This window comes from Polaromonas sp. AET17H-212 (assembly GCF_002379085.1).
Classification (GTDB): Bacteria; Pseudomonadota; Gammaproteobacteria; order Burkholderiales; family Burkholderiaceae_C; genus Polaromonas.
This window is the reverse complement of the sequence record NZ_NBZW01000003.1, coordinates 158,082-171,549: the sequence shown is the minus strand read 5'-3', so window position 1 is coordinate 171,549 and position 13,468 is coordinate 158,082. Positions and strand designations below refer to the sequence as shown.

Here is a 13,468-nt window from a genome sequence, read left to right as displayed (position 1 = left end):
CGGCCACGGGCTGCGGCAGCCGCCAGCCGCCGTCCGCCGTTTCACTGCAAAATCACGCCATGGTCCGACCCACCCAACTCCTCTACCCGCAGCGCGAGCCCGCGCCCACCCGCCCTGCCGCCACCGTGCTGCTGCTGCGCGACAGTGCCGAGGGCATCGAAATCCTGATGACACGGCGTTCCATGACGGCCAGTTTTGCGCCGGGCGCCTACGTGTTTCCCGGTGGCGGCATCGATACGGCCGACGCGGCAGCACACGCGCAATCCACCCGCCGCGCCACCCAGACCGACCTGCACCTGACGCAGGCGATTGCCGCCATCCGCGAAAGTTTTGAAGAGCTCGGCGTGCTGCTGGCCCGCCATGCCGACGGCAGCCACGCCAGCACCGCCGATATTGCGGCCCTGAGCCGCACCGCGCCGTTCGCCGCGCAGTGCCGCGAGCGTGGCCTGACGCTGGCTGGCGACCAGGTGTTTGTTCTCGCGCACTGGATCACCGACCGCGACCTGCCGCGCCGTTTTGACGTGCCTTTTCTGGTCGCACGCATGCCGGACGGCCAGGAGCCGGTGGCCGACGAAAGTGAGCAGTTCGAGCCGGTCTGGGTGCGGCCGGCCGAGGCGCTGGCGCGGCACGAAGCCGGCGGCTTTTTCATCATCTTCCCGACCATACGCACACTGCAGCGCCTGCAGCATTTCGACACCGTGGACGCCGTGTTGCAGGCCTGCGCCGCGTCCGAGCAGCCGCTGTGGACCTCCTGTCCGCGCGCCGGTTTTCTGGCCGGCGCGGAGGCGCGCTACATGGAGCACGAAGCACCGTATGGCGAACTCGCGCTGACCAGCCCCGACGGCCAGATGGTGCACACGCTCGACTGGCAGACCGCGCAGCCGGTGGCCCTGCTGAAAAACGTGATGCGGCTGACCGCGCCCAACCCCGGCGTGATGACGGGGCCGGGCACCAACAGCTACCTGGTCGGCGACCCGGCCACCGGCTACATCGTGATCGACCCGGGACCGGCCGACACCGACCACCTGCAGCGCCTGTGGCGCGCGGCAGGTGGCAACATCCGCATGATTGTGTGCACCCACTCGCACGCCGACCACTCGCCCGGCGCCAAGCCGCTGCAGGCCCTGTGCAGCAACACGCCGCCCATCCTCGGCCTGCCCTCGGCGCCGACGGCGCGCGCCGCCAGCCAGTTCACGCCCGACCGTTCGCTATTAAATCAGGAGCTGCTTACGCTAGTGGGACAAGGGCCGGAGGGCGAAATGATGCATACCCTGAAGGTGATCCACACCCCCGGCCATGCCGCCAACCACCTGTGCCTGGTGCTGCTCGAAGACGGCATTCTGTTCAGCGGCGACCACATCCTCAACGGCAGCACCACGGTGGTGGACCCGCCCGACGGCAACATGAACGCCTACCTCGATTCGCTGGATGTGCTCGATGCGGCCTGCGACGAACACGGCATCGCCTTCATCGCGCCGGCGCACGGTTATGTCATCGGCGAAGCCAAAACCGCCATCGCCCAGCTCAAGGCGCACCGCCTCAAACGCGAAGCCAAGATCATCGGCGTGATGCAGGCGCAGCCGCAAGGCAGCATGGACGAGTGGGTGGCCGCCGCTTATGACGATGTGGACCCGCGCATCTGGCCGGTGGCCAAACGTTCGCTGCTGGCGCATGTGGAGCGCATCGAGTCGCAGGGGCTCTTCAACCTGTAGGCGCTTCCGGAGCAGCGCCTGGCCAGACCTTCTCAGCTGGCCGCCGCCAGCCGCACAAAGGCCTGCACCACCTCCGCCGTCTCGGCGCTGCGCTGCACCGCGTAGACATCGGCATGGGGCGCCTCCTTGCCGAGCGGGATCACCGTGATCTGGTCCGGAAACAGGCCGCGCAGCGACGACGGAATCAGGGCCACGCCCATGCCCGCCCCCACCAGGCTCAGCAGCGCGGGCAACTCCAGCACACGCTGGCTGACCTGCGGCGAAAACCCGGCCTGGACGCAGCAGTCATGGATGTACTGCGCATGGGCCGACGAATCGGTGCGCAGCATCACAAAGGGCTGGTCGCGCAAATCCGGCAGACGCAGCTGGCGGCGCCGCGCCAGCGCATGGCCCACAGGCAGCGCGACCGCCACCGGATCGCGCCAGAGCAGCGTGCTGCTGAGCACCGCGTCGTTCACCGGCGTGCGTGACACGCTCAGGTCAATACGCCGCTCGCGCAGGGCCTGCAGCTGCACGGCCGGCTTGAGCTCGTGCAGATTGACCTCGACCTCGGGATGGCTTTGCGCATAACCGGCCATGATGCGCGGCAGCGGCCCCAGAAAATGCGAGCCCGACAAACCGATGTCGATGCGCCCGGCCAGGCCCTGCCCAATTGCGCGGGCCCGGTTGCCGGCCTCGTCCACGCGGGCCAGCACCGCCTGCGCGTCGATCAGAAAGGCCTGGCCCGCGAGCGTGAGCTCGACCCGGCGGCTGGTGCGCTGGAACAGCCGCGCGCCGATTTCCCGCTCGAGCTGGCTGATCTGCAGGCTCAGCGGCGGCTGCGACACATGCAGGCGGCGCGCGGCCCGGGTGAAGCTGAGCTCCTCGGCCAGCGCAACAAAGTAACGCAGATGACGCAGTTCCATGGCGATTGATTGATACCTTAAAGATCTTGATCAAGACTAACAATATATTGGACACGAATTTCACGCCGTTCAAAAATACGCCTTCGGTTCCGAAAAAATCATCCAGGAGACACCCCATGCTCAAACAACTTTTCACCACGGCCGCCCTGTGCCTGGGCACGCTGGCCATGGCCCAGGACGCCTACCCCTCCAAACCCATCACCCTGATCGTGCCGAATCCGCCGGGCGGCTTTGTGGACGCGTCGGCCCGCCTGCTGAGCGAGCCGCTGGCCCGCGTGGCCAACCAGTCCGTGGTGGTGGACAACCGCGGCGGCGGCAGCGGCAACGTGGCCTACCAGGCGGTGGCGCGCGCCAAGCCCGATGGCTACACGCTGCTGATTTCCTACTCGGCCTACCACGCCGGCAACCCGGCCCTGACGCCCAACCTGCCCTGGGACCCCGTCAAGGACTTCGCGCCGGTGGCGCTGCTGACGGTGGCGACCAACGTGATTGCCGTGCATCCGTCGGTGCCCGCCAACAACCTCAAGGAATTCATCGCCTTCCTCAAGCAGAACCCGGCCAAACTCAACTACGCCTCGCAGGGCAATGGCTCGCTGTCGCACATCGGCACAGAAGTGTTCAAGCAGCAGACCGGCACCTTCATGACGCACATTCCCTACCGCGGCTCCGGCCCGGCAGTGCAGGACGTGCTCAGCGGCCAGGTTCAAGTGTTCATCACCACGCCGCCGTCGGTCATGGGCCACGTGCAGGCCGGCAAGCTCAAGGCCTTTGCCGTCACCGGCGACAAGCGCAGCCCGCAGATGCCGCAGATCCCGACCACGGCCGAAGCCGGCCTGCCCGGCTTCAAGCTGGAAGCCTGGGTCGGCCTGTTCGCGCCCGCCGGCACCCCACCCGCCGTGATTGCCAAGCTGACGGCCGACGTCAAGCGCGCCATGGAACTGCCGGAAGTGAAAACCCGTGCCGATGCCGCCGGCATCGAGATCCGCTACCAGGGCCCCGACGCGCTGGCCCAGCTGGTGAAGTCCGACCTCGCCTACTGGAGCAAAACCATCAAGGCGGCTGGCATCAAGGCCGACTGACATTTTTCAGGACACCCGCACCCATGAGCCGCACCTACCGCATCGGACAGATCGTCCCCAGTTCCAACACCACCATGGAGACCGAGATTCCGGCCATGCTGCGCGCCCGCGAGCCGCATTTTCCGGAACGCTTCACCTTCCACTCCAGCCGCATGCGCATGCAAAAGGTGACGAAGGAAGAGCTCACGGCCATGGATGCGGCCTCCGACCGCTGCGCGCTGGAGCTGTCGGACGGCCGCATGGACGTGCTCGGCTATGCCTGCCTGGTGGCCATCATGAGCCAGGGCCTGGGTTACCACCGCGCCTCCGAGAAGCGCCTGCACGAGGTCACGCTGGCCAACGGCAAGCCCGCGCCCGTGGTGTCCAGCGCCGGCGCGCTGGTCGAAGGCCTGCAGGCCCTGGGTGCGAAAAAGATTTCGGTGCTCACGCCCTACATGAAGCCGCTCACGCAAATGGTGGTGGACTACATCGAGCACGAGGGCTTTCAGGTGATGGACAGCCTGTCGCTGGAAATCGCCGACAACCTCGAAGTCGGCGCACAGGACCCGCTGGCGCCTAGCCGTCTGGTCAGCCGGCTGGATACAAAGGGCGTGGATGTGGTGGTGCTGTCGGCCTGCGTGCAGATGCCTTCGCTGGCGTCCATCCAGGTCGTCGAGGACAAACTGGGTCTGCCGGTGATCTCGGCTTCGGTCTGCACGGCCTACACCATGCTCAAGCGCCTGGGCCTGTCCACCCACGTGCCGGGTGCCGGCACGCTGCTGTCGGGCAAGTACTGAGCGCCCTGCCCGGATCGGCAGTGCGCATGAAAAAGTGTGAAGCCCGCCGATAGGCCGGATTTTGTGCGGAACGGCTTCCTTGCGGTCGCCGCCCCGTGACTGCCATTAATCTGGGCCGTCTGTCGCCAGACGGCTCGGTGCTACCTACCCGCACACTCCGGGGGCCCCGTCAACGTGTGCCTACTTGGTATTGCTGCGCGTAGAGATTGCTCGTTTCACCCGGACTTAACCGGCTCGTCTCTGTAGCTCTGATCCTCACCTCACGGTGGACAGCTGTTAGCTGCTACGCTGCCCTTTGCAGTCCGGACCTTCCTCCAGTGCGGTGTTTCCACCCTTGCACCAGCGGCAGTCTGGCGTGCTTCACCCCTCTATTATCCCGGCAAATCGTTCGCTACTGATTTGATAGCTGCTTGCGCCCACCCCTTCTGGGCCAGGGGCTTAAAATACTTCATAGATCCGAAATACAGATCCACGAGGTAACACCCCATGATCCGCCTGACCGAGCTCAAGCTGCCGCTTGACCACCCCGAAGACGCGCTGCCCGCGCTGATTGTCAAGACACTGGGCATCCAGCCCGCCGAGCTGCTGCGCCACAGCATCTACAAGCGCAGCTACGACGCGCGCAAGCAAAAGCTGCTGCTGGTTTACATCGCAGACGTGGAAGTGGCCCCCACGCTTGTCGCTTCGCGTACTGCGCTGCCCCCCGAGGGGGCGCTGCGCCTGCGGCCCGGCGAAGCCGGTTCCGCGGCCCCGGCTGGTGGAGAAGACGCCCCCTCACTGGAAGCTGAACTGCTGGCAAAGTTCAAGGACAACCCCCACATCCGCCCCGCGCCCGACCAGAGCTACCACGTGGTGGCCCAGGTGGACAGCGCGCCGGCCGTGCGCCCCGTCGTCGTCGGTTTCGGCCCCTGCGGCATTTTTGCGGCGCTGCTGCTGGCGCAGATGGGTTTCAAACCCATCGTGCTGGAGCGTGGCAAAAAGGTGCGCGAGCGCACCAAGGACACCTGGGGCCTGTGGCGCAAGGGCGTGCTGAACCCGGAATCGAATGTGCAGTTCGGCGAGGGCGGCGCCGGAACGTTTTCTGACGGCAAGCTCTGGAGCCAGATCAAGGACCCGCGTTTCCTCGGCCGCAAGGTCATGCTGGAGTTCGTCAAGGCCGGCGCGCCCGAGGAAATCCTGCTGGTGAGCAAACCGCACATCGGCACCTTCAAGCTGGTCAAGGTGGTGGAACACATGCGCGAGCAGATCACGGCGCTGGGCGGCGAGATCCGCTTCCAGCAGCGCGTCAGCGATGTGCTGATTGAAGAAGGACACATCCGCGGCCTGACCGTGCAGAACCTGCAGGACGGCAGCAGCTACGAACTGCGCGCCGACCACGTGGTGCTGGCGCTGGGGCACAGCGCACGCGACACCTTTGCGATGCTGCATGAACGCGGCGTCTACATGGAAGCCAAGCCCTTCTCGGTGGGTTTCCGCATCGAACACCCGCAGGGCCTGATCGACCGCGCAAGGCTCGGCCAGCACGCCGGCCACCCGCTGCTGGGCGCGGCCGACTACAAGCTGGTGCACCACGCGGCCAACGGGCGCTCGGTCTACAGCTTCTGCATGTGCCCGGGCGGCACCGTGGTCGCGGCCACCTCCGAGGTGGGCCGGGTCGTGACCAACGGCATGAGCCAGTACTCGCGCAACGAGCGCAACGCCAACGCCGGCATCGTGGTCGGCATCACCCCGGCCGACTACCCGGGCGGGCCGCTGGCCGGCATCACCTTCCAGCGCCAGCTCGAATCCCACGCCTTCACGCTGGGTGGCGGCGGCTACGTGGCGCCGGGCCAGCTGGTCGGTGACTTTGTCGCCGGCCAGGCCTCGACCCAGCTCGGCAGCGTGGAGCCCTCCTACAAGCCCGGCGTGCTGATGACCGATCTGGCCAGCGCCCTGCCCGACTACGCCATCACGGCCATGCGCGAGGCGCTGCCGGCCTTCGGCAAGAAGATCAAGGGCTTCGACATGCACGACGCGGTGCTGACCGGCGTTGAAACCCGCACCTCGTCGCCGCTGCGCATCACGCGCGGCGACGATTTCCAGAGCCTCAACGTCAGGGGCCTGTACCCGGCCGGCGAAGGCGCCAGTTACGCGGGCGGCATCTTGTCGGCCGGCGTGGACGGCATCGAGGTGGCCGAAGCGGTGGCGCTCGACCTCACGAAAACAGCCAGGGCATGAAAAAAGCCGCTGCATCCGCAGCGGCTTTTGATTCGCCAGTGTCGGCTTAAACCTGGCCGGGCTGGGCCGATTGCAGCGCGGCAATGCGCTCTTCAATCGGCGGGTGCGTGGCAAACAGCTTGCCGATGCTGCCGGTGATGCCCATGGCTTCCACCGTCTTGGGCAGCTGGCCGGGCACCATGCCACCCAGGCGGGCCAGCGCGTTGATCATGGGTTGCTTCTTGCCCATCAGCTGCGCGGCACCGGCGTCGGCGCGGAACTCGCGGTGGCGCGAGAACCAGGCGACCACGATGGCGGCGGCAAAACCGAGCACGATGTCGAGCACGATGGTGCTGACGTAATAACCAATGCCGGGGCCGGAGTTGCTGTCGCTGCCCTTGCGCAGAAAGCTGTCCACCGCATAACCGATGACGCGGCTCAGGAACACCACAAAGGTGTTCATCACGCCCTGGATCAGCGTCATGGTGACCATGTCGCCGTTGGCCACGTGGGCAATCTCATGGCCGAGCACGGCTTCGATCTCTTCACGCGTCATGCCCTGCAGCAGGCCGGTGGAGACGGCGACCAGCGCCGAGTTCTTGAAAGCACCGGTGGCAAAGGCGTTGGGCGCACCTTCGAAGATGCCGACTTCCGGCATGCCGATGCCGGCGGTGGTGGCCAGCTTGCGCACCGTCTCCACGATCCAGGCTTCGTCGGCATTTTGCGGCTCGTTGATCACGCGCACGCCCGAACTCCATTTCGCCACGGGCTTGCTGATCAGCAGCGAAATGATCGCGCCGCCGAAGCCGATGACCGCAGCGAAGCCCAGCAGCATGCCCAGGTTCAGGCCCTGGGGCGTGAGGTAGCGGTTGACGCCCAGCAGGCTGGCGACAATGCCCAGCACCACCACAACGGCGAGGTTGGTCATGACAAATAGAAAAATACGCTTCATGGATGCTCCGTAGAGGTCGGTAAAAACAAGTGCTGCAACACAGGAGGATGCTGCAGGCAAATGGGGAGGGTTCAGCCCAAATCAAGCCAGGGAGGTTGATCGTGACGCAGGATTTTTTACTTGGTGTTGTTTACCTGCGCGGGCGGAATACGAAAGAGTCATCATAAAAGGAAAAGTTCTCGTTTTCCGGCCACCAGCCCGGCACGCCAAGCACCGGCAAGGGCAGGAAGGGCTTGGCAGCGAGCTTGTCCGCGCTCAGGTCGGCCGCCACCCAGGCGTCCAGATCTGCTATTGAATTCATAGCTGGTTGCGCCCGGTAGATATGGGCTGTGATCGGTTTTCGTGGATAAACCAGCTTTTCCAGCAAGGCATGGCCAAACAGCACCAGCTGCGCCTGCTGCCAGAGCGGGCGCAAGTCGACAAACAGGCGCTGCCAGTCCCGCCCGGCCAGCGCATCCCACAGCGGGGACGGTGCCGACAGGAAAGCCGCGTTTTCGTCGAACACCGTCAACGCGTCACGCACCGGCCCGCGCAGCGGTGCCACACCGGCCGCGGCGATTTCTGCCGCCTGCAACTGGTTGAGTTTTTTCTTGGTCAGCGGAAAACGCATCCAGCACAGCCCGTTGAAAAAGTCGTGCAGGTTGTCGCGCGTCGGAACGGTGCCGGTGTCAAATATGAACTGCTCGTAGGCCTGTCCGTCGGGCAAGTCGGACTGCGGCACAAAGCGCCGCGGCGCGGCCGGCTCGCGGTTCAGGGCTTCATGACACCTCGCACCGGCTGCGATGGCCTGCGCCACGCGCTCCCCGGATTCGCGCCAGGGGGACAGCCAGGGGCGATGCCAGTCCACCGGCCAGGGCGCGGTTGGCGCCTCGGCGCTCATCCGTTCCTGGCAGCCGGGCGGGACAGCCTCTTGTCGCGCACCATGACCGTGGACTTGCCTTCGTCGACGATGTCAAACAGCTGCGTGGCCACCAGCAGCTTGGTCAGCGTGGCGTAGCCGTAGTTGCGGTGGTCGAACGAGGCCTGGTTGGCGATCTGCGTGCCAACCGCACCAACGCGCGCCCAGCCGGAGTCGTCGGCGGCGGCCTGCACGGCATTGCGCAGCAGCATGACCAGTTTGGCGTCCTGCTTGAGCTGCGCCGGTGTGGCACGCAGCGGCGCGGCGGTGGCCGCTGCCTCGGCCTCTTCGCGGCTGTCGGCCGGGGTGTCGGCCGCGGCAATGGGGCGCAGCTTGTCAAGGTAGAGAAACCGCGAGCAGGCGTTGACAAAGGGCTCCGGCGTTTTCTGCGCGCCAAAGCCGTACACGGCCGCCCCCTTGGCGCGCAGGTGCATCACCAGCGGGGTGAAGTCGGCGTCGGACGAGACAATGCCGAAAGCGTCGGGCCGGTCGGTGTAGAGCAGCTCCAGGGCATCGATCACCATCGCCATGTCGCTGGCGTTTTTTCCCTTGGTGTAATCGAACTGCTGCATGGGACGGATCGCGTGTTCGTGCAGCGCTTCTTCCCAGCCCTTGAGTTCGCTTTTTTTCCAGTTGCCGTAGGCGCGGCGGATATTGGTCTCGCCGAAGGTCGACAGTTCGTTGAGGATCAGGTCGATCTTGGAGGCCGGCGAATTGTCGGCATCAATCAGCAGCGCAACGCGCGGTTTGCTTTCCATCAGGGGCTCCCGTTGCCAACCAGTTTCCAGGCCAGTGACTCGCCGGAACGCAGCGGCTTGAGTTCGGCCTCGCCAAAGGCGTAACTCTCCGGCGGCGTCCAGGCTTCCTTCTTGAGCGTGATGGTGCCCTGGTTGCGCGGCAGGCCGTAGAAGTCGGCCCCGTTGAAGCTGGCGAAGGCCTCCAGCTTGTCCATGGCGCCCACGGCATCAAAGGCTTCGGCGTACAGCTCCATGGCCGCGTGGGCGGTGTAGCAGCCGGCGCAGCCGGTGGCGTGTTCCTTCAGGTGCGCCGGGTGCGGCGCGCTGTCGGTGCCGAGGAAAAAGCGCGGGTTGCCGCCGGTGGCCGCTTCCACCAGAGCCAACCGGTGGGTCTCGCGCTTGAGCACCGGCAGGCAGTAATAATGCGGGCGGATGCCGCCGGTGAAAATCGCGTTGCGGTTGTACAGCAAATGGTGGGCCGTCACGGTGGCCGCGGTGAAGCGGCCGGCGTCGCGCACATAATGCGCGGCTTCCTTCGTCGTGATGTGCTCGAACACGATCTTCAACTCGGGGAAATCGCGGCGCAACGGAATCAGCTGGGTGTCGATGAACACCGCCTCGCGGTCAAACAGGTCGATCTCGGGCGAGGTCACCTCGCCGTGCACCAGCAGCAGCAGGCCCTCGCGTTGCATGGCTTCCAGCGTCTTGTAGGTCTTGCGCAGGTCGGTCACACCGGCGTCGCTGTTGGTGGTGGCGCCGGCCGGGTAGAGCTTGAGCGCGACCACACCGGCGTCCCGGGCGCGTTTGATTTCGTCGGGCGGCAGGTTGTCGGTCAAATACAGCGTCATCAGCGGCTCGAAGGCCACGCCCGCCGGCACGGCGGCCTGGATGCGCTCGCGGTAGGCCACGGCCTGCGTGGCCGTGGTCACCGGCGGACGCAGGTTGGGCATGATGATGGCGCGGCCAAACTGCGCGGCCGTGTGCGGCACCACGGTGCGCAGGGCGTCGCCATCGCGCACGTGCAGATGCCAGTCGTCGGGTCGGGTGAGGGTGATCTTGGAAGTCATGGGCAACATTGTCCCAGAGGTCGGCCCGGGGTCAAAAACGGCTCATTGAAGCGCCGTCAAATTGAAAGTCAGCCGCGAGCCCTGCAAATTCAGGGCAATTCGGGCGGCAATCTCATCCGCACAGGCTCGCTGATGGTCTTCAGCCCCCGCGTCGCCAAGTGCTGCAGCTACCTGGGCGAGCGCCCTGTGGCATTTCCACGCAAGCGGGATTTGCCCGATGCCTTTGGCCTCCCCCAAGGCCTCGACCAAATCCTTGCGCGCGGCTGCGTATGCCTTGCCGGCGAGCCATGCCCGCCCGAGCAAACAGTGCGCCCGACCGGTCAACTCCCGCATGCCGCCGCGGGACGCCAGCGCCAGAAGCTCCCTGGCGTGCTTGATGCCCGCTTGCGCGTCGCCCTCGACCAGGGCCAGCTCGGCGAGCGCCTCCAGGCAGCGCAGTGTGAGCCAGCCTTCGTTGTGCTCTTGCGCGTACTGCCGGGCCGCTTGCAGCGTCGCTCGATCACCCGGAACACCGAGCCGCAATTGAGCAATCACCAGATTGGCTTGCAGCCTCGGCAGCCAGTACCTGATTCCGGCATCGCGCGCGAGCCGCAGGCCCCGGTCAAAATGCTCCGCGGCCTCTTCAGGCAGATTCAGGTCGAGCAACAGGCAGCCCAGCGCGTCATGCGCCATCATCTGGTAGCGCACCAGTCCCAGTGTCTCCAGGCGGGGCAGCGCTTCATTCAGATCAGCCCAGGCTTCGGCAAAGCTGCCGAGCGCTACCCGCACATGGGCGCGCCCGATCAGTGTCGGGCCCAGATGCCATTGCAGGTCGGCGGCTCGCGCGATGGCGAGCGCGGCATCGAAGCTCGACAAGGCGCGCGGGTAGTCGGCCAGCCCCATGTGACCGGTGCAGGCCCAGCCGATCATCATCAGGTTTTCCGACTCATAACTCTTGTCGCCGATGCCGCGCGCCAGGTCGAGGGAGCGCGAGAAAGAGACGATGGCCGCGGCCGGTTCGGCGTTGGCGAAATGCGCTTCCCCGCGGCCATGAAACGCCTGCACGGCGACCAGGTCCGTCAGCGCCAGGCGCTCACAGATCTCCACCGCCTGCTGATGATGGGTCATCGCCAGATCGTTGCGGCCATTGCTCCAGGCGACGGTTCCCAGGTGGTACAAGGTATCGGCCACATGCCGCTCGTCCTCTGTGGCGCGCGAGGCCGTGAGCGCTTCGTCGAGGCAGGCGACGGCCTGCTCGTAGGCGTCGGCGCGCCGGTACGCCATGCCGAGCTGAATCAACACATCGCGCGCATGCTCGTGCTCGCCAAGGGCGCGCGCCGCATCGATCACCCGCTGAAAGTCGGCCACCGCCCCCTCGATCTGGCCGGCCTGCGCCCGCGCCACCCCGCGCCGCTCGTACAGCGCCAGTTGCTGCGCCCGCGTGGCCGCCTCCGGATGCGCCTGGAACAAGGCGACGGCCCGGTCAAACCACTGCAGCGCTTCGCGCATCGCAAACAGTTTCTGCGAATGCTCGGCGGCCAGGCCCAGGTAAAGCAGCGCCTTGGGCCAGACCTTGCCGCGCTCATAGTGCTCGGCCAGGTGGGCATCGCGCTCGTGCGACTCGCTGTCAGCAGGCTGCTCCAGCAGCTCCGCCACGACCCGGTGCAGCAAAACGCGACGGGCCATGCCGATATCCCGGTACACCACTTCGCGAACCTTGTCGTGGCTGAAATCATAGAAGCCACTGTCCTGATCCTCGCGCAGCAGCCGGCGCTTGACCAGCGACTCCATGGTGTGCAAAAAGCGCGCCTCGGGCACCCGGGTCAGCGCGAGCAGGGTCTCGAAGTCGAAGCGACGACCGAGCACCGCCGCAACATCGAGCAGCGGCCGGTCTTCCTGCGGCACGCGGGCCAGACGCGCGCGCACCGAATCACGCAGGGCGTCCGGCAGCGGCAGGCTGAGCGCATCGCTGACCGCACATTCGCCTTCGCCCAGCGAGTGCAGGATCGACCACAGGAAGAACGGATTGCCGTCCGTTTCCCGGTGCAGCCGGACGGCAAGATCGGGCGCCCCCAGCTTCGGGTCGTTCAGCTTCCGGAGCAAGGCTTCCGTATCGCCGGGCCCGAGCCGCGCCAGCGCCATGTGCCGCGCATGCGGTTCACGGCGCAGGCTGTCCACCAGGCTGGTGAGGCGTTCGCTGTTGTCGAGCTCCTCGTCCCGGTAGGCACAGGCCAGAAGCACCGGCCGGCTCGCGATCTGGCGCGCGAAAAAATGCAGGAATTGCAGACTGGCGTCGTCGGCCCATTGAATGTTGTCGATGATGAGCATCAACTGCCGGTTTTGCGCCAGCGCGTCAAAGAGCTGGACCAGCGCATGAAACAGGCGCGCCTGCCGCGCCTCGGGAAAGTCCGCCGACAGCGGCGGCAGGTCGGCCAGGCGCGCGGCCATGGCCGGCACCAACGCGGCGATCTCGGCCAGCAGGATGGGCGCGATCATGCGCAGCCTGGCCTCGGGCGCGGCCTGGCAAGCCTGCGCAGCGAGATCGATCACCGGCTGATAGGCTATCGAACGCTCGATTTCGTAGCAATTTGTTACCAGCGTTGGCAGATCGCGCGCCTGCGCATAAGCCGCCACTTCCAGCATCAGCCGGGTCTTGCCGATGCCGGCCTCTCCCTGGAGGAGCACCACGTGACCGCTGCCCATCGTGAGGCGGGCGATCAAACCGACGAACTGCCCGTACTCGTTGCTGCGTCCGACGAAGGGGAACTTGTCCTCGTCTCCATGCGCGAGCCTGTCGCTCGCGGCGGGGGCACCCATGGCTTCGAGAGGCAGCGCATCGAGCTGCATGCGGTCGGTCGGTTGCAAGGCGCGCGCGGCTGCCAGAAACGCCGTTCGGTCCTGCGCGGGAATGGCGAGATGTTCGGCCAGGCGTTGCGCCAGCCCCCTCGACGGCCGGCGTTCCTCGGCTTCGATCTTCTTGATGGCGGCCTGAGAACAACTGACTTTTTGCGCCAGCGCGCCCTGGGTCAGGTCGAGCGCCTTGCGTCGCCGCCGCAGCCAGTATCCGAAAGAATTGCTTCGTTCGTCCATGTCCGGTGCCTGTCCTCGTTGCCCGTATCGACGTATCTTATTCCTGCGATCTGCGTCTGTCCCCCTTTTTGTCTCCC

At 66.1% G+C, this 13,468-nt stretch carries 10 protein-coding genes and 1 other RNA gene; 4 read left to right on the top strand and 7 right to left on the bottom strand.

The window, feature by feature from the left end; all coding sequences use genetic code 11:
- The first annotated feature begins 59 nt into the window (after nt 1-59).
- Complete coding sequence (locus tag B7G53_RS04835) at nt 60-1,712, top strand: MBL fold metallo-hydrolase (protein ID WP_096664333.1); 1,653 nt, start codon at nt 60-62, stop codon at nt 1,710-1,712.
- Between the two features lie 32 nt (nt 1,713-1,744).
- Here the strand turns inward: B7G53_RS04835 and B7G53_RS04830 are convergent, their stop codons facing one another.
- Nucleotides 1,745-2,617: a LysR substrate-binding domain-containing protein gene (locus tag B7G53_RS04830; RefSeq protein ID WP_096664329.1), complete on the bottom strand. Its 873-nt coding sequence runs from the start codon at nt 2,615-2,617 to the stop codon at nt 1,745-1,747.
- A gap of 116 nt (nt 2,618-2,733) precedes the next feature.
- Here B7G53_RS04830 and B7G53_RS04825 point away from each other — a divergent pair, with 116 nt between their 5' ends.
- Both B7G53_RS04825 and B7G53_RS04820 read left to right on the top strand, forming a co-directional pair.
- Nucleotides 2,734-3,696, top strand: a complete 963-nt coding sequence (locus B7G53_RS04825) for a Bug family tripartite tricarboxylate transporter substrate binding protein (protein ID WP_096664326.1) — start codon at nt 2,734-2,736, stop codon at nt 3,694-3,696.
- 23 nt (nt 3,697-3,719) lie between these two features.
- The gene (locus tag B7G53_RS04820) at nt 3,720-4,472 is read left to right on the top strand and encodes a maleate cis-trans isomerase family protein (protein WP_096664323.1); all 753 of its coding nucleotides are present in this window, start codon (nt 3,720-3,722) and stop codon (nt 4,470-4,472) included.
- Nucleotides 4,473-4,506: 34 nt separating this feature from the next.
- Here the strand turns inward: B7G53_RS04820 and rnpB are convergent.
- An RNA gene (rnpB, locus tag B7G53_RS04815) (RNase P RNA component class A) lies at nt 4,507-4,834 on the bottom strand.
- A gap of 124 nt (nt 4,835-4,958) precedes the next feature.
- Here rnpB and B7G53_RS04810 point away from each other — a divergent pair.
- Nucleotides 4,959-6,689, top strand: a complete 1,731-nt coding sequence (locus B7G53_RS04810; protein WP_096664320.1) for an NAD(P)/FAD-dependent oxidoreductase — start codon at nt 4,959-4,961, stop codon at nt 6,687-6,689.
- A gap of 46 nt (nt 6,690-6,735) precedes the next feature.
- On the opposite strand, the gene htpX is transcribed toward B7G53_RS04810, so the two are convergent.
- From htpX to B7G53_RS04785, 5 genes are all read right to left on the bottom strand, one after another.
- Nucleotides 6,736-7,620, bottom strand: coding sequence for a protease HtpX (gene htpX / locus B7G53_RS04805; protein WP_096664317.1), 885 nt, complete (start codon nt 7,618-7,620; stop codon nt 6,736-6,738).
- 130 nt (nt 7,621-7,750) lie between these two features.
- Nucleotides 7,751-8,500 carry a DUF3025 domain-containing protein gene (locus tag B7G53_RS04800; protein ID WP_096664314.1) on the bottom strand — a complete coding sequence of 250 codons (750 nt, stop codon included), beginning with the start codon at nt 8,498-8,500 and terminating at the stop codon, nt 7,751-7,753.
- On the bottom strand, nt 8,497-9,276 hold the full coding sequence (locus tag B7G53_RS04795) for an NYN domain-containing protein (protein WP_096664311.1): 780 nt from the start codon (nt 9,274-9,276) through the stop codon (nt 8,497-8,499). Before B7G53_RS04795 ends, B7G53_RS04800 begins: the two co-directional genes overlap by 4 nt.
- Nucleotides 9,276-10,322 carry a dihydroorotase gene (gene pyrC / locus B7G53_RS04790; protein WP_096664625.1) on the bottom strand — a complete coding sequence of 349 codons (1,047 nt, stop codon included), beginning with the start codon at nt 10,320-10,322 and terminating at the stop codon, nt 9,276-9,278. The genes B7G53_RS04795 and pyrC overlap by 1 nt, the downstream gene beginning before the upstream one ends.
- Before the next feature lie 42 nt (nt 10,323-10,364).
- Nucleotides 10,365-13,391 carry an AAA family ATPase gene (locus B7G53_RS04785; protein ID WP_176491282.1) on the bottom strand — a complete coding sequence of 1,009 codons (3,027 nt, stop codon included), beginning with the start codon at nt 13,389-13,391 and terminating at the stop codon, nt 10,365-10,367.
- Nucleotides 13,392-13,468: the final 77 nt, after the last annotated feature.

Excerpts from the sequence above, each read along its gene's own strand:
- B7G53_RS04800 (WP_096664314.1), bottom strand. The coding sequence starts at position 8,500 with ATGAGCGCCGAGGCGCCAACCGCGCCCTGGCCGGTGGACTGGCATCGC.
- htpX (WP_096664317.1), bottom strand. The coding sequence starts at position 7,620 with ATGAAGCGTATTTTTCTATTTGTCATGACCAACCTCGCCGTTGTGGTG.
- B7G53_RS04795 (WP_096664311.1), bottom strand. The coding sequence starts at position 9,276 with ATGGAAAGCAAACCGCGCGTTGCGCTGCTGATTGATGCCGACAATTCG.
- B7G53_RS04785 (WP_176491282.1), bottom strand. The coding sequence starts at position 13,391 with ATGGACGAACGAAGCAATTCTTTCGGATACTGGCTGCGGCGGCGACGC.
- B7G53_RS04825 (WP_096664326.1), top strand. The coding sequence starts at position 2,734 with ATGCTCAAACAACTTTTCACCACGGCCGCCCTGTGCCTGGGCACGCTG.
- B7G53_RS04830 (WP_096664329.1), bottom strand. The coding sequence starts at position 2,617 with ATGGAACTGCGTCATCTGCGTTACTTTGTTGCGCTGGCCGAGGAGCTC.
- B7G53_RS04820 (WP_096664323.1), top strand. The coding sequence starts at position 3,720 with ATGAGCCGCACCTACCGCATCGGACAGATCGTCCCCAGTTCCAACACC.
- B7G53_RS04835 (WP_096664333.1), top strand. The coding sequence starts at position 60 with ATGGTCCGACCCACCCAACTCCTCTACCCGCAGCGCGAGCCCGCGCCC.
- B7G53_RS04810 (WP_096664320.1), top strand. The coding sequence starts at position 4,959 with ATGATCCGCCTGACCGAGCTCAAGCTGCCGCTTGACCACCCCGAAGAC.
- pyrC (WP_096664625.1), bottom strand. The coding sequence starts at position 10,322 with ATGACTTCCAAGATCACCCTCACCCGACCCGACGACTGGCATCTGCAC.